Origin of the sequence: Streptomyces jeddahensis, assembly GCF_001642995.1 — a bacterium.
In the GTDB taxonomy this organism is placed as follows: Bacteria; Actinomycetota; Actinomycetes; order Streptomycetales; family Streptomycetaceae; genus Streptomyces; species Streptomyces jeddahensis.
Genome location: NZ_LOHS01000053.1, coordinates 32825 through 51884, shown reverse-complemented (window position 1 = coordinate 51884; position 19060 = coordinate 32825). Strand labels below are relative to the sequence as shown.

General features: G+C 69.9%; 15 protein-coding genes and 1 pseudogene. 8 read left to right on the top strand and 8 right to left on the bottom strand.

The annotated features are described in order from the left end of the window. Positions 1 to 82: 82 nt before the first annotated feature. Positions 83 to 877 (top strand): carbon-nitrogen family hydrolase, encoded by a 795-nt coding sequence (locus tag STSP_RS08580; protein WP_067274238.1) that lies wholly within the window; start codon positions 83 to 85, stop codon positions 875 to 877. Positions 878 to 921: 44 nt separating this feature from the next. Here STSP_RS08580 and STSP_RS08575 read toward each other — a convergent pair whose 3' ends face one another. Together STSP_RS08575 and STSP_RS40070 are read right to left on the bottom strand one after the other, a co-directional pair. Beyond that, the gene (locus STSP_RS08575; protein ID WP_067274236.1) at positions 922 to 1422 is read right to left on the bottom strand and encodes an LURP-one-related/scramblase family protein; all 501 of its coding nucleotides are present in this window, start codon (positions 1420 to 1422) and stop codon (positions 922 to 924) included. Continuing rightward, positions 1419 to 1559, bottom strand: a pseudogene (locus STSP_RS40070) (AraC family transcriptional regulator); the annotation flags it as partial. The gene STSP_RS08575 and the pseudogene STSP_RS40070, both read right to left, overlap by 4 nt. A gap of 47 nt (positions 1560 to 1606) precedes the next feature. Between STSP_RS40070 and STSP_RS08570 the strand changes: the two are divergent. Further along, entirely contained in the window at positions 1607 to 3451 is a 1845-nt protein-coding gene (locus STSP_RS08570) for an NHL domain-containing thioredoxin family protein (RefSeq protein ID WP_067274233.1), read from the top strand. A gap of 151 nt (positions 3452 to 3602) precedes the next feature. On the opposite strand, the gene STSP_RS08565 is transcribed toward STSP_RS08570, so the two are convergent. The 4 genes from STSP_RS08565 to STSP_RS08550 form a co-directional block, all read right to left on the bottom strand. Continuing rightward, positions 3603 to 3848 carry a DUF6458 family protein gene (locus tag STSP_RS08565; RefSeq protein WP_067274231.1) on the bottom strand — a complete coding sequence of 82 codons (246 nt, stop codon included), beginning with the start codon at positions 3846 to 3848 and terminating at the stop codon, positions 3603 to 3605. 111 nt (positions 3849 to 3959) lie between these two features. Continuing rightward, on the bottom strand, positions 3960 to 5264 hold the full coding sequence (locus STSP_RS08560) for a M18 family aminopeptidase (RefSeq protein ID WP_067274229.1): 1305 nt from the start codon (positions 5262 to 5264) through the stop codon (positions 3960 to 3962). A gap of 82 nt (positions 5265 to 5346) precedes the next feature. Then, complete coding sequence (locus STSP_RS08555; RefSeq protein ID WP_067274227.1) at positions 5347 to 7173, bottom strand: acyl-CoA dehydrogenase; 1827 nt, start codon at positions 7171 to 7173, stop codon at positions 5347 to 5349. 176 nt (positions 7174 to 7349) lie between these two features. After that, the gene (locus STSP_RS08550) at positions 7350 to 8192 is read right to left on the bottom strand and encodes an intradiol ring-cleavage dioxygenase (RefSeq protein WP_067274225.1); all 843 of its coding nucleotides are present in this window, start codon (positions 8190 to 8192) and stop codon (positions 7350 to 7352) included. Positions 8193 to 8372: 180 nt separating this feature from the next. On the opposite strand from STSP_RS08550, the gene STSP_RS08545 reads away from it, so the two are divergent. The 3 genes from STSP_RS08545 to STSP_RS08535 all read left to right on the top strand — a co-directional run bounded on the left by STSP_RS08545 (position 8373) and on the right by STSP_RS08535 (position 11230). Beyond that, on the top strand, positions 8373 to 8828 hold the full coding sequence (locus STSP_RS08545) for an SseB family protein (protein WP_067274313.1): 456 nt from the start codon (positions 8373 to 8375) through the stop codon (positions 8826 to 8828). Positions 8829 to 8946: 118 nt separating this feature from the next. After that, positions 8947 to 9903: a pirin family protein gene (locus STSP_RS08540; protein WP_067274223.1), complete on the top strand. Its 957-nt coding sequence runs from the start codon at positions 8947 to 8949 to the stop codon at positions 9901 to 9903. 202 nt (positions 9904 to 10105) lie between these two features. Next, positions 10106 to 11230, top strand: a complete 1125-nt coding sequence (locus STSP_RS08535; protein WP_067274219.1) for an AI-2E family transporter — start codon at positions 10106 to 10108, stop codon at positions 11228 to 11230. On the opposite strand, the gene STSP_RS08530 is transcribed toward STSP_RS08535, so the two are convergent. Beyond that, on the bottom strand, positions 11143 to 13362 hold the full coding sequence (locus tag STSP_RS08530; protein ID WP_067274217.1) for a SpoIIE family protein phosphatase: 2220 nt from the start codon (positions 13360 to 13362) through the stop codon (positions 11143 to 11145). The genes STSP_RS08535 and STSP_RS08530 overlap by 88 nt on opposite strands. Before the next feature lie 291 nt (positions 13363 to 13653). Here STSP_RS08530 and aspS point away from each other — a divergent pair, with 291 nt between their 5' ends. From aspS to STSP_RS08515, 3 genes are all read left to right on the top strand, one after another. Continuing rightward, a complete protein-coding gene (aspS, locus tag STSP_RS08525) occupies positions 13654 to 15423 on the top strand; it encodes an aspartate--tRNA ligase (RefSeq protein ID WP_067274214.1) in 1770 nt (589 codons plus the stop codon). 663 nt (positions 15424 to 16086) lie between these two features. Then, entirely contained in the window at positions 16087 to 16821 is a 735-nt protein-coding gene (locus STSP_RS39535; protein ID WP_067274211.1) for a hypothetical protein, read from the top strand. A 153-nt stretch (positions 16822 to 16974) separates the two neighbouring features. Continuing rightward, on the top strand, positions 16975 to 17667 hold the full coding sequence (locus STSP_RS08515; protein ID WP_067274208.1) for a hypothetical protein: 693 nt from the start codon (positions 16975 to 16977) through the stop codon (positions 17665 to 17667). A 79-nt stretch (positions 17668 to 17746) separates the two neighbouring features. On the opposite strand, the gene STSP_RS08510 is transcribed toward STSP_RS08515, so the two are convergent. Beyond that, positions 17747 to 18985, bottom strand: coding sequence for a cytochrome P450 (locus tag STSP_RS08510; protein WP_067274206.1), 1239 nt, complete (start codon positions 18983 to 18985; stop codon positions 17747 to 17749). Positions 18986 to 19060: the final 75 nt, after the last annotated feature.

Sequence of the window (19060 nt, the reverse complement as noted above, 5' to 3'; positions counted from 1 at the left end):
CTGCCTGAAGGCACCCCGGCAGTGCTTTCGTGTGACGATCGTAGGCCCGCGTGGACGGGTCGAATGCCAGGACGGTGGTACTGTGCGCGCTTCGCTCATCCAGATCGGCGTAGACGATGACGAATCGATCGATTCCCGACGGGAGCGCGCGGCCTCTCTGGTGAGGGAACAGGCGGGCGCCGATCTCGTCGTGCTGCCCGAGCTGTGGACCACGGGCGCCTTCGCCTACGAGTCGTTCGCCGCCGAGGCCGAGCCCCTGGAGGGCCCCACGTACGAGGTGATGGCGAAGGCCGCGAGCGACGCGGGCGTATGGCTGCATGCCGGCTCGATCCCGGAGAGGGACCCTGACGGCCCCCTCTACAACACCTCGCTCGTCTTCTCGCCCGACGGGCAGCTCGCCGCCGCCTACCGCAAGATCCACCGCTTCGGCTTCGACAAGGGCGAGGCCGTGCTGATGGGCGCGGGCAGCAGCCTGGTCACGGTGCGGCTGCCGGGCACGGCGGCCGGCCTCGCCACCTGCTACGACCTCCGCTTCCCCGAGCTGTTCCGCGGGCTGGTCGACGCGGGAGCCGAACTGCTGGTCATCCCGGCGGGCTGGCCGGAGAGGCGGCGGTCCCACTGGACGCTGCTCGCCCAGGCGCGGGCCGTCGAGAACCAGGCGTACGTGCTGGCGTGCGGGACGGCCGGTACGCATGCGGGGGTGCCCCAGGCGGGGCACAGCATCGTGGTCGACCCGTGGGGCGAGGTGCTCGGCGAGGCCGGGGCGGGCGAGGAGGTCCTCACCGTGGAGCTCGACCCGGGCCGCGTGTCCACGACCCGTGAGCAGTTCCCGGCGCTGAAGGACCGGGTGCTGGGGCTGGACGCGCCGCGCCGGTGACGGGCGCGGCGTTTTAGGGGCTGCGCTCCGTCACCATCGCACGCCTACACCTGTCCCAGCCTCCGTTGCTTGTCCGCCAACTGGATCACACACACCGTGACTGCGATCAGCAATGACGGGTCGGCTTGCTCGTCCAGGATGTCGACTCCGTACGTCTCGCGTACGTGCAGCCAACGGCGCGAGATGCGGGCGAGCTGCCGATGGTCGAGTTCGATCGTGAACTCGCGGTCGAGGATCTTCCCGCTGACGTCCATTTCGGTGCCGTCGGCCAGGGCCACGCGATAGTGGTTGCGCAGAAGCGACAGCCGCTTGCGCTTCACGGTGGCCAGGGACTCGCCGTCCCGCTCGATCACCATGGTGTCGCGCAGCGCGAGCATCTTCTGCCGGACGACGATCAGCACCCGGCCCGTCGGATCCTTCAGTTCGAAGGTGTCCCGCAGACGCATCGCCTTCCCGTCGACGAGAAACGCCTTGCCGCCCTGCTCGTCCTCGATCCAGTAGTCGTCACCGATGCCGAGGATCCGGTCGCGTACGAGGTATCTCATGCGCTCAGGGGTTCCCCGGCAGCCGAGCCGAAACGCCGCCGGTAGCCCGACGGGCTGAGCCCCGTCTCGCGGCGCAGCCGGGCGCGCAGGCTGGCCGCTGTGCCCAGACCGCTGCTCCGGGCGATCACGTCGAGGCGTGGACGCCACGACCGGGCATGCTCTCGCGTGATGGCACCCTTGAGGGATGAACGACGTCTCCTCCGCGCAGCCCCGCCGTGCCCGTGTCCGTGCCCCCGAGCTGATCGGCAAGGGCGGCTGGCTCAACACGGGCGGCCAGCAATACACCCTCGCCGACCTGCGGGGACGCATCGTCGTTTTGGATTTTTGGACCTTTTGCTGCATCAACTGCCTGCACGTCCTGGATGAGCTGCGTGAGCTGGAGGAGAAGCACCGCGACACCGTGGTGATCATCGGTGTGCACTCGCCGAAGTTCGTGCACGAGGCCGAGCACCAGGCTGTCGTGGACGCCGTCGAGCGGTACGGCGTCGAGCACCCGGTGCTCGACGACCCCGAGCTGGCCACCTGGAAGCAGTACGCGGTCCGTGCCTGGCCCACCCTCGTCGTCATCGATCCCGAGGGGTACGTTGTCGCGCAGCACGCCGGTGAGGGCCATGCGCACGCGATCGCGAAGCTTGTGGAGGAGCTGGAGGCCGAGCACGAGGCGAAGGGCACCCTGCGGCGCGGCGACGGACCCTACGTCCCGCCGGAGCCCGTCGCGACCGACCTGCGCTTCCCCGGCAAGGCGCTGCTCCTGCCGTCCGGGAACTTCCTGGTCAGCGACACGACCCGGCATCAGCTGGTCGAGCTGGCCGCCGACGGTGAGAGCGTCGTACGGCGCATCGGCTCGGGCGAGCGCGGCTTCGCCGACGGAGCGGCGGGCGCGGCGGCTTTCAGCGAGCCGCAGGGTCTGGCGCTGATCGAGGACGGGGCGGCGGTCGTCGTCGCCGACACCGTGAACCACGCGCTGCGCCGCCTCGACCTCGCCACCGGCGCGGTCACGACGCTCGCCGGGACCGGCCGCCAGTGGTGGCAGGGCTCGCCGACCAGCGGCCCGGCCCGCGAGGTGGACCTCTCATCCCCCTGGGACGTGGCCGTCTTCGGCGGCAAGGTGTGGATCGCCATGGCGGGTGTGCACCAGCTGTGGACGTACGACCCGGTCGAGCAGGCCGTGGCCGTCGCGGCGGGTACGACGAACGAGGGTCTCGTCGACGGGCCGGGCGCCGAGGCCTGGTTCGCGCAGCCGTCCGGTCTCGCCGTGTCGGCCGACGGGGAGCGGCTGTGGCTGGCCGACTCCGAGACGTCCGCCCTGCGCTGGGTGGACCTCGACGGCTCCGTGCACACCGCCGTCGGCACCGGTCTCTTCGACTTCGGGCACCGTGACGGGGCCGCCGAGCAGGCCCTCTTCCAGCACCCGCTCGGCGTCACCGCCCTCCCCGACGGCTCCGTCGCCGTCAGCGACACGTACAACCACGCACTGCGGCGCTACGACCCGGCGACGGGTGAGGTGACCACGCTCGCCACCGATCTGCGGGAGCCGAGCGATGCCGTGCTGCTCGCCGAGTCCGGCGACATCGTGGTCGTCGAGTCGGCCCGGCACCGGCTGACGCGGCTGCGGCTGCCGGAGGAGGCCGTGCGCGTGGAGTCGGTCGCCCACCGGACGCAGCGGGCCGCGACCGAGGTCGCGCCCGGGAAGCTTCAGCTGGACGTGATCTTCCAGGCGCCGGCCGGGCAGAAGCTGGATACGCGGTATGGGCCGTCGACGAGGCTGCTCGTCTCGTCTACGCCGCCGGAGTTGCTGCTTGGTGGGGACGGTGCGGGGACGGAGCTCGAGCGGGTGCTCGAGCTCAACCCCTCCGTGCCGGAGGGGGTTCTGCACGTGTCCGCTATGGCGGCCTCGTGCGATGACGATCCCGCCAACGAGTACCCGGCCTGCCATGTGCACCAGCAGGACTGGGGGGTGCCGGTTCGCCTTGCGGCGGGCGGGGTGGGGCGGCTGCCGCTCGTGCTGGCCGGGATGGACGAGGGCTGACGTCTGCCCGGGTGGGCACCGTTCGGCGTCGGGTCACCCGCCGTCGTGGGGCTGTGCCCACCCTCCCCCAGCTACCGCTGGGAGGTGCCCCCAGCCCTGCGGAACGATTGCCCACAGCGGTACGGCGGAGCCCACCGCCCCACAGCGGTAGTCACTCGTAGCCGCCGTACCCGCCCCCATGGTGATGGTGCCGTTTCTCCTCCACCACCGGGGAACCCGGTGGCATCAGTACGCGGCGGCGCCTTGCGATGCTGCTGAATGTGGCCACGCCGATGAGGCCGACCGCCATGAGGATCACCCCGACCACGTCGAGGTTGACGCCCTTCATGTCCCAGTCGGTCGCGAACGTGAGGATGGCCCCCGCGGCGATCAGGATGATGCATCCGCCCAGGCCCATAAGTCTCGCCTCCTTGGAGTCCCGTATGGCTGTTCCGGGCCGAGGTCGAGTACCCCGAGCCCGAACAGGCATGCGGTGGCGGAGACTTGAAAGTCCGGATCCGACGGGTGCTCAGCCCTCCAGGAACGCCACCAGCGCGTTCGCCAGCAAGAACGGGTCGTCCGCGCCGCACAGTTCGCGGGCGCTGTGCATCGACAGGATCGCGACGCCGATGTCGACGGTCTTGATGCCGTGCCGGGCGGCGGTGATGGGGCCGATCGTCGTGCCGCACGGCATCGAGTTGTTGGAGACGAAGGACTGGAGGGGGACGCCCGCCCTCTCGCAGGCCGCGGCGAACACGGCGCGGCCCGAACCATCCGTCGCATAGCGGTTGTTGACGTTGACCTTGAGGATCGGTCCGCCGTTCGCGCGCGGGTGGTGCGTCGGGTCGTGCCGCTCCGCGTAGTTGGGGTGCACGGCGTGGCCCGTGTCGGAGGACAGGCACACGGTTCCCGCGAAGGCCCGCGCCCGGTCCTCGTACGAGCCGCCGCGCGCGAACACCGAACGCTCCAGCACACTGCCGAGCAGCGGGCCGTCCGCGCCGGTGTCGGACTGCGACCCGTTCTCCTCGTGGTCGAAGGCGGCGAGGACCGGGATGTACGGGAGGTCGGCGCCCGACACCGCGGAGCCCGCGACTGCCGCGAGCGCCGCCGTGCCCGCGTGCACGGACAGCAGGTTGTCCAGGCGCGGCCCGGCCATCAGCTCGCGGTCGCGGCCCAGGTAGGAGGGGCGCTCGATGGAGTGGACCATCAGGTCCCAGCCGGTGACCTCGCCCGGCTCGATCCCGTTCTCGTCCTCCAGGAAGCGGATCAGGCCGCCCTCGCCGGGCTCGCCCAGGCCCCAGATGGGCTGCAGGTGCTTCTGCTTGTCGAGCTTGAGGCCGTCGGTGTGCACCGAGCGGTCGAGGTGGATCGCCAGCTGCGGGATGCGCAGCAAGGGCCGGTCGACGTTGACCAGCATGCTGGAGCCGTCCCGCAGCGAGAGCCGTCCGGCGATGCCCAGGTCGCGGTCCAGCCAGGAGTTGAGCAGCGGCCCGCCGTAGATCTCCACCGCGATCTGCCGCCAGCCGTGTGCACCGGTGTCGGGCAGGGGCTTGACCCGCAGGTTCGGGGAGTCGGTGTGCGCCCCGATGATCCGGAACGGCGTGTGGGGTGCGGCCTCCTCCGGCACGTACCAGGCGACGATCGCGCCGCCGCGCAGCACGTACTTCCCGCCGGTGGACCCCTCCCAGGCGTCCATCTCCGCGACCTGCCGGAAGCCCGCCTTCTCCAGCCGCTCGGCGGCGCTCGCCACCGCGTGGTACGGCGACGGGCTCGCCGCCAGGAAGGACATGAGGTCGTCGGTGTGGCCGCGGTCGAAGCGGGCGGGAGAGGTCATGGGTTCACCTTAACGACGTACGAGGGCCCGCTCCCGGTGGGAAGCGGGCCCTCGTAAAGGGGGGCGTCTGTAGCCGGGTCGACTAGAAGGCTGCCTCGTCGAGGTCCATCAGGTCCAGCTCGACGGCCTCGGCCAGCTGACGCTGGACGGCGACGCCCGGCAGGATGTTGGCGGCGAAGAACTTCGCGGCCGCGATCTTGCCCGTGTAGAAGGCCTTGTCCTTCGCGGAGGCGGCCGGCAGCTTCTCGGCGGCCACGGCGGCGCCCTTCAGCAGCAGGTAGCCGACGACCACGTCACCCGAGGCGAGCAGCAGACGGGTGGTGTTGAGGCCGACCTTGTAGATGTTCTTGACGTCCTGCTCGGTGGCCGCGAGGTCGGTCAGCATGACGCCGACGATGGCCTCGAGCTCGACGGCCGCCTTGGCGAGCTGGTCGCGGGCCGCGGCCAGCTCGTCGCCGCCGGTGCCGATCGCGAGGAACTTCTTGATCTCCTCGGCGAGCGAGTTCAGCGCGGCGCCCTGGTTGCGGACGATCTTCCGGAAGAAGTAGTCCTGGCCCTGGATCGCGGTGGTGCCCTCGTAGAGGGTGTCGATCTTGGCGTCGCGGATGTACTGCTCGATCGGGTACTCCTGCAGGAAGCCGGAGCCGCCGAAAGTCTGCAGGGACTGCGCGAGCTGCTCGTAGCCCTTCTCGGAGCCGTAGCCCTTGACGATCGGCAGGAGCAGGTCGTTGAGCGCGTGCTCCTGCGAGACGTCCTCGCCCGCGGCCTCCTTGACGGCGATGGCGTCCTGGATGGAGGCGGTGTAGAGGACGAGGGCGCGCATGCCCTCTGCGTACGCCTTCTGCGTCATCAGCGAGCGGCGCACGTCCGGGTGGTGCGTGATGGTGACCTTGGGCGCGGTCTTGTCCATGAAGTTGGCCAGGTCGGGGCCCTGGACGCGCTCCTTGGCGTACTCGAGGGCGTTGAGGTAGCCCGTCGAGAGGGTGGAGATCGCCTTCGTGCCGACCATCATGCGGGCGAACTCGATGATGCGGAACATCTGGCGGATGCCGTCGTGCTTGTCGCCGATCAGCCAGCCCTTGGCGGGGTGCTTGTCGCCGAACGTCATCTCGCAGGTGTTGGACGCCTTCAGGCCCATCTTGTGCTCGACGTTCGTGGCGTAGACGCCGTTGCGCTCGCCCAGCTCGCCGGTCTCGAAGTCGAACAGGTACTTCGGGACGAGGAAGAGGGACAGGCCCTTGGTGCCCGGGCCCGCGCCCTCGGGACGGGCGAGGACGTAGTGGAGGATGTTCTCCTCCATGTCGTGCTCACCGGACGTGATGAAGCGCTTGACGCCCTCGATGTGCCAGGAGCCGTCCTCCTGCTGGATCGCCTTGGTGCGGCCCGCGCCCACGTCCGAACCGGCGTCCGGCTCGGTGAGCACCATGGTGGAGCCCCAGGTCCGCTCGACCGCTATCTGCGCGATCTTCTTCTGGACCTCGTTGCCCTCGTCGAAGAGGATGCCGGCGAACGCGGGGCCGGACGAGTACATCCAGACGGCCGGGTTCGCGCCGAGGATCAGCTCCGCGTACGACCAGATCAGCGACGGCGGGGCGGTGGTGCCGCCGATCTCCTCGGGCAGGCCCAGGCGCCAGTACTCGGAGTCCATGAAGGCCTTGTAGGACTTCTTGAAGGACGCGGGGACCGGAGCGGTGTTGGTCTCCGGGTCGAACACCGGCGGGTTGCGGTCGGCGTCCGCGAAGGACTCGGCCAGCTCGTTCTCGGCGAGCCGGGTCAGCTCATCGAGGATGCTCTTGGCGGTGTCGGTGTCCATCTCCGCGAACGGGCCCGTGCCGTACAGCTTGTCGCGCCCGAGCACCTCGAAGAGGTTGAACTCGATGTCGCGGAGATTCGACTTGTAGTGCCCCATGGCGACGGCTCCGTTAGCAGTTCGGGAGGGTTCCTCGTACACGTACCAGCAAGTAGCTAGGATGATGCTACCCGCCGGTAATAAAAAGCAACCCCTAACGGGCATCTGTGACGCGTTACGCGCTCGGCCGGGGCGGAAGGCCACGGGAGGACGCCGCCCCGGCCGGGCGCGGCCGGTCAGACCGGCACCGTGAGCGTCGCCGTGTAGCCCTTCTCGACGCTGCCTGTCACCGTCGCCATCTGCTGGTCGTAGCCGTCGCTGAAGATGTTGTCGCTCTCCAGCGAGAGCTGGCTGAGGTTCTGCACGCTCTGGCTGTAGCCGTCCGTCGCGTACACCGTGTCGCAGACGTCCTTCGGCAGGGCGAGCTGCGAGGTGTTCGTGATCGACGTGGCCGCCGTGGCGTCCTCCAGGCTGCCGTAGACCTCGAAGTGGATGTGCGGCCAGCGGCCCGAGTAGCAGGCCGGGAAGATCGACGTGAACGTGACCTGGCCCTTGTCGTCCGTCTCCTGGACGCCGCGCAGGTAGTTCTCGTCGGTGACGCCCTCGGAGTACAGGGAGTAGTTGCCGTCCCGGTCGCAGTGCCAGAGGTAGACGGCGGCGCCCTTCTTCGGCGTGCCGCAGCCGGAGGCCGCGTCGACCACCGTGAGCGTGATCGTCAGCGGCACGCCCTCGGCGGTGCCGCCCGCGGAGTCGCCGAAGCTGGAGGTGATGTCGCTGCGGACGACGCCGCTCTCCTTGAGGACGTTCACGCCGTTCGAGCCGTCGCCGGGGTAGGGGCCGGCCGTCTCGTTCGGGATGGTCGCGCACTCGGCGGACGAGGAGGAAGAGGAGGAGTTGCCGGACGAGGCGGCCGAGGAGGAGGAAGAGGAGGACGCCGAAGTCTCCTCCGAACTGCAGCCCACCAGCGGGATCAGGCCCGCCCCCGCCATCAGCCGGATCATCCGGCGGCGGGCCAGGACGGGAAGGTCGTAGGAGAGCCCTCTGTCGTGCTCGTGGTCCTCGCCGTGGTGTCGGTGCATGGTTGTCCCCCTTGCTGTGTGATGCCTTGCTGTGTGATGCCGTTCCGGCACTCGCCTCGATAGGGCAGACGCTATGAGCGGCACCTGTGGGAAACCAGCGCGGTGGCTGTCAACCCGCTGTCGGTTCGCCAGGGCCCGTACCGGCCCACCCGCCCGGCCGCTCTCGGTACGCTGTGCGCCATGTACGGGTACGAGCAGAACCAGGGCGCCCAGCAGCAGTACGCCCCGCCGCCCCAGCAGGGTTACGGCCAGCAGCCGCCGCTCTATCCCGAGCCGTCGCCGCCGTCGCTGGCGGACGCCGTGCGCGCCTTCACCACCGGGTCGATGTCCGCCGAGGACTTCCAGCAGATCTTCGCGACCTCGAAGGTCTACTGCCCGCGCGGCGACAACCCGGGCTTCCTCGCGCTGCACAACACCCAGCAGCCGGTGATCCCGATGTTCACCTCGCTCAAGCAGCTGCGCAGGTACGCCGGCAAGGAGTCCAAGTACTTCGTGATCACCGGCGCCGAGGTGATCGACCTGCTGCCCACCGGCTACGGCTTCGTCCTCGACATGGAGGGCGAGCACCGGATGGTCTTCGACGCCAAGGCGGTCGAGCAGATGGTGGACTTCGCGATGCGCCGCATGTATGGCTAGACGCCCGTTGCCGCATGGCCGGCTGGACGCCCGGAGGGAATTCCCTCCGGGCGTTCGTCGTTGTGGGGTGGCAGAAAGTTTTACATTCAACTAATGTAGAGGTAAAGGAGGTCCCGACATGCCTGCAGTGACGATCGAGAACCCGCTGACCCTGCCCCGTGTGGTGGCGCCCGCGGACGCCGTGGCCCGTCCCGTCCTCGCGGTGACGACGGCGCCGAGCGGTTTCGAGGGCGAGGGCTTCCCGGTGCGCCGTGCGTTCGCCGGGATCAACTACAAGTACCTGGACCCGTTCATCATGATGGACCAGATGGGCGAGGTGGAATATCAGCCTGGGGAGCCGAAGGGGACCCCGTGGCATCCGCACCGCGGCTTTGAGACCGTCACGTACATCATTGACGGGATCTTCGACCACCAGGACTCCAACGGCGGTGGCGGGACCATCACCAACGGCGACACCCAGTGGATGACGGCGGGCGCGGGCCTGCTGCACATCGAGGCGCCGCCGGAGCACCTGGTGATGTCGGGCGGTCTCTTCCATGGCCTGCAGCTGTGGGTGAACCTCCCGGCCAAGGACAAGATGATGGCGCCGCGCTACCAGGACATCCGTGGCGGCAACGTGCAGCTGCTCACCTCTCCCGACGGCGGCGCGCTGCTGCGGGTCATCGCCGGTGAGCTGGACGGCCACGAGGGTCCCGGCGTCACGCACACGCCGATCACGATGATCCACGCGACGCTGGCGCCGGGTGCGGAGATCACGCTGCCGTGGCGTGAGGACTTCAACGGCCTCGCGTACGTCCTCGCCGGTCGCGGCAGCGTCGGTGCCGAGCGCCGTCCGATCCACCTCGGCCAGACCGCCGTCTTCGGCGCCGGTTCCTCGCTGACCGTCCGCGCGGACGAGAAGCAGGACTCGCACACCCCGGACCTCGAGGTCGTGCTGCTCGGCGGCCAGCCGATCCGCGAGCCGATGGCGCACTACGGGCCGTTCGTGATGAACACCCGCGAGGAGCTCCAGCAGGCCTTCGAGGACTTCCAGAAGGGCCGGCTGGGGACGATTCCGGCGGTGCACGGGATGTAATTGAGCCCGTCTGGGGGCACCTCCCAGCGTTAGCTGGGGGAGATTGAGGACGAGCCCGAAGGGCGATAGGGGGTCTGGGGGCGAAGCCCCCAGTGGGGTGCCCGGGCTTACGGCGCGGCCTCCGGCCAGGTTGCTGACTATCCGTCACCCGGCCGGAGGCCTCGCCGCGCAGCCTGGCCGGGCACGTGATCGGCTGGACGCTGTGCAGACCCCCGTACACCCGCCGTCCCTCCTGCCCGAACCCGCGCGCCGCACAGCCGCATGGTGTGTCGTCGTGCTGCTCGCCATGGCCGTGGCCGCTGTCGGGATCTGGCTGTGCATCGTGTTCCGGACGGCCGTCGTCCCGGTGCTGCTCGCGCTGCTCGGGACCGCGCTGCTGAGGCCGCTGTACCGACGGCTGGTGCAGGTGAAGGTGAACCGTTCGGTCGCGGCCGGGATCACCTGCGCCGCGGTCCTCGCCGTCGTCGGCGGGGCGACGTACATCGTGGTCCGTTCGCTGATCGAGACCGGCGACGAGATCATCGCGTCCGTACGGAAGGCCGCCGCCGATCTGGCGAAGTACTTCGGCGCGGCCGGGACGTCGCTCGAGGACATCGCGTCCAACGCCAGGGAACTGCTCGGCAGGTTCGGCGGGACGGCGGCCTCCGGAGTGATCAGCGGCATCAGCGTCGTCGGCGAGGTCCTGGCGATGGCCGTGCTCGCGCTGCTGCTCGTCTTCTTCTTCCTGCGCGACTCCGACCGGGCGTCGGCGGCGCTGCGGTCCCTGGCGCCGGGCGGTACGGGCGAGAGCCTCGAGGCGATGGCGCGCCGCGGCTTCCGCGCCGTCGAGGGCTTCATGCGCGGAACCACCTTCATCGCGCTGATCGACGCCCTGCTCATCACCATCGGGCTGCTGGTGCTGCGCGTGCCGGGGGCCGTCGGGCTCGGTGCGCTCGTCTTCGTCGGCGCCTACATCCCGTATCTCGGGGCGTTCATCTCCGGGGCTGTCGCGATCCTCGTTGCGCTCGCCGACCGGGGCTTCGTGATCGCGCTGTGGGCGCTCGGCGTCGTCCTCGCCGTGCAGGTGCTCGAAGGGCATGTGCTGCAGCCGATCGTGCAGAGCCGGACCGTGCAGATGCACCCGGCGGCCGTGCTGCTGGCGATCACCGCGGGCGCTTCCGTGGCGGGCATCCTCGGCATGCTGCTGGCCGTTCCGCTGACCGCGGCCGTGTTCGGCGTCCTCGGCGAACTGCGCTCGCGTTACGCCAACGGATCGTCGCCGTCCGCGTCCGCGCCGTACCCCGGACCGCCCTCCAAGGCGCCTCCGCCCGGCGCGGCCGACTCGTAGAACTCGAACCAGATGCTCTTGCCCTCGCCCCGCGGGTCGACGCCCCAGCTGCCCGCGAGGACCTCCATCAGCAGCAGACCGCGGCCGGACGACGCCAGTTCGCCGGGCCGGCGCTTGTGGGGGAGGTCGTCGCTGGCGTCCGTCACCTCGATGCGCAGGCGCCGCGTGCCCTCCTCGCCGATGACCTCGGCGACCAGCAGCGCGTGGCTGTCCGTGTGGACGAGGACGTTCGTCAGCAGCTCGGAGACCAGCAGCACGGCGGAGTCGATCTGGTCGGCGTCCGCCCAGTCGTGCAGCATCTCGCGCAGCTGCTGGCGGGCGCCCGCGACCCGCTCGGGCTCCGCCTGCGCGATGGTCAGCACGGTGCGCCGCGATGTCACGACCCGCCCCGGCTCGCTGCTCCGGTGCAGCAGCAGGACCGCGATGTCGTCCTCGCGGCGGTCCGCCAGCGGGCCGGTCGTGTGGTGCGACGACGGGCCGTGCACGGCCTGCACCAGTACGTCGGCGAGCTCCTCGAGGCCCTTGGTGCTCTCCAGCCCCTCGGGGTTCTCGGGCCGGTGCTCCTCCAGGACCGAGCGGATCCGGGACCAGCCGGTCTCCAGGTCGTGGCCGCCGGTCTCGATCAGCCCGTCCGTGCAGATCAGCATGGTCTCGCCGGGTTCGAGGGCGAACTCCGTCGTCGGATAGTCGACGTCCGGGTCGACGCCCAGCGGCAGACCGCCCGCGGTGGGCCGTTTCAGCACGGTGCCGTCGCCCATGCGTATCACCGGGTCGGGGTGGCCGGCCCGGGCGATTTCCAGGACGCCCGTCTTGGGGTCCGCCTCCACGTACAGGCAGGTCGCGAAGCGCGGCTCGGGGTCCTCGGACGGGCCGGGACCGGCGGTGGAGCCGTAGGTCAGGGAGTCCGTGATGCCGTGCAGGAAGCGGTTGGCGCGGGAGAGCACCGCGTCCGGGCGGTGGCCCTCCGATGCGTAGGCGCGCAGAGCGATGCGCAGCTGCCCCATTAGCCCCGCGGCCCGTACGTCATGGCCCTGCACATCGCCGATGACCAGCGCGATCCGGCCGGACGGCAGCGGGATCATGTCGTACCAGTCGCCGCCGACCTGGAGGCCGCCGCCCGTCGGGACGTACCGCGCGGCCACGTTCATCCCCGGGATCTCCGGCCCCAGCGTGGGCAGCATCGAGCGCTGCAGCCCGTCGGTCAGCTCGCGCTCCGACTCGGCGGTCCCGGCCCGCGACAGGGCCTGCGCCAGCATCCGGGCCACGGTCGTCAGCACGGAACGCTCGTCCGGTGTGAACGAGACGGGATACGTGAAGGCCGCCAGCCAGGCGCCTATCGTGCGGCCCGCCACGATCAGCGGAAGGAAGGCCCAGGACTGGCGGTCGAAGCGCTGGGCGAGCGGCCAGGAGACCGGATAGCGGCGCCGGTACTCCTCCGGTGAGGAGAGGTAGACGGCGCGGCCCGTGCGCACCACCTCGGCGGCCGGATAGTCGGTGTCCAGCGACATCGCGGAGAAGGGCCCCTCGTCGCCGGGCTGCTGCCCGTGGTGCCCGATGACCGTCAGCCGGTCGCCCTCCGTGCCGAAGACGGCGAGCCCGTCCGGCGAGAAACCCGGCATGGACAGCCCCGCGGCGACCCGCAGCACCTCCTCCGTGGACCGCGCCTCGGCCAGCGCCCGCCCCGCGTCCAGCAGGAACGCCTCGCGCGAGCGACGCCAGTCGCCGGTGACGGGGGTGCGGGCGGCGGCACCCGGCGCGGGCTCGGTGACCTCCTGGATGCTGCCGATCAGTTCGTACGCGCCCGGGTTGCCGTGCACGACGGGCTTGCAGCGGCTGCGTACCGTACGGATCACCCGGCCCTTGTCGTCCATGATCCGCAGCCGGGCCTCGGCGAGGGTCCCCTCGGCGACGGCGAGCTGGATGACGCCGGAGATCTCGTTCCAGTCGACGGGGTGGAAGCGGGACCGGACGGCCGCCTCGGTCAGCGTCACCTGCTCCCCGGGCAGCCCGAGGAGCCGGGCGGCCTCGGCGTCGAGGGTGACCTTTCCGGCCGCGTTGTCCCAGCGCCACAGGCCGGTCGCGAGGGCGGCCAGGACGTCCCCCACCGGCGGCAGGGGATCTTCGGTACGCATTGCCCCACTCTAAGAAGGACGGGCAGAGCGTCGCCACCGACTGTGTTCACCGGAACGCCACCGTCGGTGTGCACCGGAACGCATCGGGGGCGGCCACGAGCGTGCCGGCGCCGCCGAGCGCATTAATCGGAAGGCGACCGTGACGTGGCCGGTACCCTGGGAAGGCTGGTCCTTCCAGATGGGCATCCGGACGGGTATCCGGTGGGTGTCCGGATGGGCCGGTCCACACGAATCGCAAAGACCATCGCACGGATCGTACAGATCACTGACGCGAAGACTGGATGAACGACGATGCATCGGTACAGGTCCCACACCTGCGGCGAGCTCCGCGCCTCTGACGTCGGCACCGACGTCCGGCTGAGCGGCTGGCTGCACAATCGCCGAGACCTGGGCGGCATCCTCTTCATCGATCTGCGCGACCACTACGGCATCACGCAGCTCGTCGCCCGTCCCGGCACCGCGGCCGCCGAGGCCCTGGACAAGCTCCACAAGGAGACGGTGGTCCGCGTCGACGGCAAGGTCGTCTCGCGCGGCGCCGAGAACGTGAACCCGGACCTGCCGACCGGCGAGATCGAGATCGAGGCCGCCGAGGTCGAGGTGCTCGGCGAGGCCGCCCCGCTGCCGTTCACGATCAACACCGAGGACGGGGTGAACGAGGAGCGGCGCCTGGAGTACCGCTTCCTGGACCTGCGCCGCGAGCGCATGCACCGCAACATCATGCTGCGCACCGCCGTCATCTCCGCCATCCGCCACAAGATGGCCGCGATGGGCTTCAACGAGATGGCGACGCCGATCCTCACGGCGACCTCGCCCGAGGGCGCCCGCGACTTCGTCGTCCCGTCCCGCCTGAACCCGGGCAAGTTCTACGCGCTGCCGCAGGCGCCGCAGCAGTTCAAGCAGCTGCTGATGATCTCCGGCTTCGACCGGTACTTCCAGATCGCGCCCTGCTTCCGCGACGAGGACGCCCGCGCCGACCGCTCGCCCGGCGAGTTCTACCAGCTCGACGTGGAGATGTCCTTCGTCGAGCAGGAGGACATCTTCCGGCCGATCGAGCAGCTGATGACGGAGATCTTCGAGGAGTTCGGCGGCGGCCGCCATGTCACGTCGCCGTTCCCGCGGATCCCGTTCCGCGAGGCGATGCTCAAGTACGGCTCGGACAAGCCGGACCTGCGCGCGCAGCTGGAGCTCGTCGACATCAGCGACGTCTTCGAGGGCTCGGAGTTCAAGGCGTTCGCGGGCAAGCACGTGCGCGCCCTGCCGGTGCCGGACACGGCGTCGCAGCCCCGGAAGTTCTTCGACCAGCTCGGTGAGTACGCGGTCGAGCAGGGCGCGAAGGGCCTGGCCTGGGTGCGCGTCGCCGAGGACGGTTCGCTGACCGGCCCGATCGCGAAGTTCCTCACCGAAGAGAACGTCAAGGTCCTCACCGAGCGCCTCGGCCTGGAGTCCGGCCACGCGGTGTTCTTCGGCGCGGGCGAGTTCGACGAGGTCTCGAAGATCATGGGCGCGGTGCGGGTCGAGGCCGCTCGTAGGGCCGGCCACTTCGAGGAGGGCGTCTTCCGCTTCTGCTGGATCGTCGACTTCCCGATGTTCGAGAAGGACGAGGACACCGGCAAGATCGACTTCTCGCACAACCCGTTCTCGATGCCGCAGGGTGGCATGGAGGCCCTGGAGACCAAGGACCCGCTGGACGTCCTGGCCTGGCAGTACGACATCGTCTGCAACGGCGTCGAGCTGTCCTCCGGCGCCATCCGGAACCACGAGCCGGACATCATGCTCAAGGCCTTCGGCATCGCGGGCTACGACGAGGAGACGGTCGAGCGCGAGTTCGCCGGCATGCTCCGCGCGTTCCGCTTCGGTGCCCCGCCGCACGGTGGCATCGCCCCGGGCATCGACCGCATCGTCATGCTCCTCGCGGACGAGCCGAACATCCGCGAGACCATCGCGTTCCCGCTGAACGGCAACGCGCAGGACCTGATGATGGGCGCGCCGACGGAGCTGGACGAGGCGCGCCTGCGGGAGCTGCACATCTCGGTGCGGAAGCCGGCGGGCGAGAAGAAGTAGCGGGCGAGAAGAAGTAGGCGGTAGCTGCTGGGGCGCCGCGCAGCGAAGGCTGTGCGGCGCCCGTCGTGTTTCTCGAGCGGCACCACGGGCGGCCTGCTCAAGCTGCGTCAATTCCTCGCCGCCCGTGTTCAGATTTCCCCCGGAAGCTCGGGAGAAGCGCGGCGGTCTGGTTCATACCAAGCGCGGCGCCCTTGTTCATGCCGTACGCTCCAGGACTCCCAAGAATCGGCTTGGAATATGCCATTCGAAAATTCTGGAGAATACCTGCCTGTGGACGGCCGCCACGTCGAGTGACTATGTGTCGCGGTATTCGATAACCACTTCGAAACCGTTCGCTGCGCGTGCTGGCGCGCTGCCCTCCCCCGCTGGCCAGGAGAAACGTACGTCTGGTGAAGTGACCACACCGTACTCGCGACCGGCATATGCGAAACCACTCGAAATGTCTTGACAACGTAAAGAGCCGTCAACCATTCTTGCGTTTCGTAAAAGTTTCAACTCTTGGTGCGAGGGGAGCCTGGCCCGGGAATGTCTACGGGGCAGATTGAGTGAGCGACTACATGGCGGTGCCGCGCCGCAATCGAAATGCCCATTCCTTGACGCTTTCTTGACGCGTCGAATGGGACTCCGCCGAACCTCCCCTCCCAACCCCCCACTTCCAAGGAGGTGCCCCGTGCACTCCGACATGCTGCTCGCCTGACCAGAGCGGTCCCGGACCTGACGGAAGCCGCCGCCCATACGGCACACGACACCCATACGGCATACGACACGGCCCAGGCCACGGATCAGGACCGGGAGGGTGCCGAGGAGGGCACCGTTCTCTTCGGCTACGGAGCCTCGAACATCCTGACGCTGTTCGGCTCCCGGCCCGGCTGGACCGTTCACGTGCCCGGACACCCCGACGAGGTGCGCCGCGCGGTCCTGGACTCTGTCGCCCGCGGCGACCGCGCCTACATCCATATGTCACCGCGGTCCAACGCCGAGCCGCGCGGCATCGGCCTCGGCCGCGGCTTCGAGATGGTCCGCGAGGGCCGCTCCGGCGTGGTGCTCGCGATCGGCCCCCTGCTCGACCCGGTCCTGCGCGCCACGGCCGGGCTCGATCTGGCCGTGCTCTACACGGCCACCATCCGCCCCTTCGACTCGGCCGGCCTGCGAGCGGCGGTCCTCGCCGCCGACCGCCCGGACGTGGTGCTGGTCGAACCTTGCGCGCGCGGCACCTCCGCCCACCACGTCGCAGAAACGTTAATTCAAGTGCCTCACCGCCTGCTCGCGCTCGGTGCCAGCCGTGACGACGAAGGGGTCGGCGGCGGCCGTGGCGACTGCTGCCTACGGCCGTCGCCTTCACCTGGGACGTGCCCGTGCCCGAGCCCGCCGCGCTCTCCGTCTGGGCCGGGGGAGTGATCGTCTCGGGCCGGGCGGTGGCACGGTCCGCGGATCCCGCCTCCGCTCGGCACGATGGGACCCGGCGGCTCCCATGTGGTGGCCGTGCTGCGAAGGCCGTGCTGTGGTCGCGCGGCCGAGCAGCGGTCCCCGTCGCCGCCGGGAGGAGGGCCCATGCAGAGCGCGAGCAAGGACCCCGCACGAGCGTTGCGGACACCGCGCGCAGCGGGCGTCACGGGCGTCCTGTTCGCGCTGCTGCTGGCCACTGCTCTGGTGCTGGTCCGTATCGCGACCCCCGTGGACGCGGCCGGCGCAGCCGACTGGCTCGCCGATGACGGTCACCGTGACGCGCTGACCACCGCACTCGGCCTGGTGCCCTTCGCCGGGGTCTTCTTCCTGTGGTTCATGGGCGCCGTACGGGACTACGTCGGGCATGGCGGCGATGACAGGTTCTTCGACACGCTCTTCCTGGGCAGCGGGTTGCTCTTCGTCGCCATGCTGTTCGCACTCGCCGTCGGCGTCGACGGCCTCACGGGAGGGGGCGGTGTCTCCCCTCCGGGCGCCCCTCCGGGCGACGGGCAGCAGCCGTGGGAGCTGGGGCGTCACCTCAGCCTCAGCCTGCTCGGGGACTACGCGATGCGTATGGCAGCGGTGTTCACCGTGTCCACCACGGTGATCGGGAGCCGTCTCGGAGTCTTCCCGCGCTGGCTCGACTGGCTGGGGGCCGCCGCAGGCCTGGTCCTGATGTTCCTCGTCAGCAGCGTCCCCTGGTCCGAACTCGTCTTCCCCGCCTGGGTGATGGCCGTGAGCGGTTACGTGCTCTGGTCCTCCTTCCGCCGCACCGACCGCAGTACGGCGGCTACTTGATCCCCACGTGAGCTGCTGCATTGCCATGAGCTACTGCATTGCCAAGAGCTACTGCATTGCCACGTGACCTGCTGGATCGCTACTTGAGGCCGTCGAAGGCGATGTTCAGATGCCGCGGACCCCTGAGGACCGCGTTCTGGCGGTACACGGGCGGGTCCTCGAGCAGACGGGGATTGTCGAGCCTGCGTACGAGCTCGGTCAGGGCCAGTTGTGCCTCGAGCCGGGCGAGAGGGGCGCCGAAACAACTGTGGATGCCGCTGCCGAGGCCCAGGTGCTGGTTGTCGGGCCGGTTGGGGATGAACCGGTCGGGATCCGGGAAGCGCTGGGGATCCCGGTTGCCGGACGCGAGGACCAGCCACAGCGAGGCGCCCTTGGGGATGACGGTCCCGCCGATCTCGATGTCCGTGAGCGTCGTGCGTTGCGGCAGCAGCTGCACGGGCGGCTCGTACCGCAGCAGCTCCTCCACGAGCGGGACGGCGAGGTCGGGGTCGTCGCGCAGCCGCTTCAGGACGTCCGGGTTGCGCAGCAGCGTGAGCATCCCGTTGGTGATGAGGTTGACGGTGGTCTCGTGGCCCGCGATCAGCAGCAGAGCGGCGGTGCTGATCATCTCCACCGGCGACAGCTGACCGTCCGGACCGTGACCCGCGGCCATGGCGGAGAGCATGTCGTCGCGGGGGGACTTGCGGCGCTCCTCGATCAGCCCCGCGAGGTAGAGGGCGAGGTCGGACCGGGCCTGCCGGGTGGTCTCGGCGCGTGCTTCGCGGTCCTCCGCCGAGACCGGGTCGAGGCTCGCGGCGATCGTGTCGGCCCACTGGTGGAAGTGGGCCTCGTCCTCGCGCGGGACGCCGAGCAGCCGGCAGATCACGGTCACGGGGAAGGGGTACGCGAAGGTGTCCACGAGATCGATCCCGTCCCCTCCCTCCCGGTCCCGGAACCCGTCGATGAGCCCGGACACGATCTCCCCCAGCTCGCTGCGCATGTCGTGCACCCGGCGGGGGGTGTGCGGAGGCCCGAACGGCCGGTTCGCCAGCCCGCGCAGCCGGTCGTGCTCGGGCGGGTCGAGCCTGAGGAAGGTCGGAGGCAGGTTCGGGTCCTCCTCCTGGGCCGGGCCCCTGGGTGCGTCGGGACTCAGGTTCCGGGCGTCCGAGCTGATCCGCGGATCATGGAGCAGTTCCTTGATCTCCCAGTACGTGCTGACCACATAGGGGCCCGCCTCGTCCTGCACGACCGGCGTCTTGCGGAGCTCGGCGTACAGGGGGTACGGGTCGGCCCGGTTGGCGTAGTCGGTGATCCGGTGCAGCAGTGCGACCGACGTCATGGCGGGTTCCTTCCAAGTCGCGGTTCCTTCGGCCCAGGTCGTGCTTCCTCCGGCCGAAGGCCGTCGGTTCGGCGT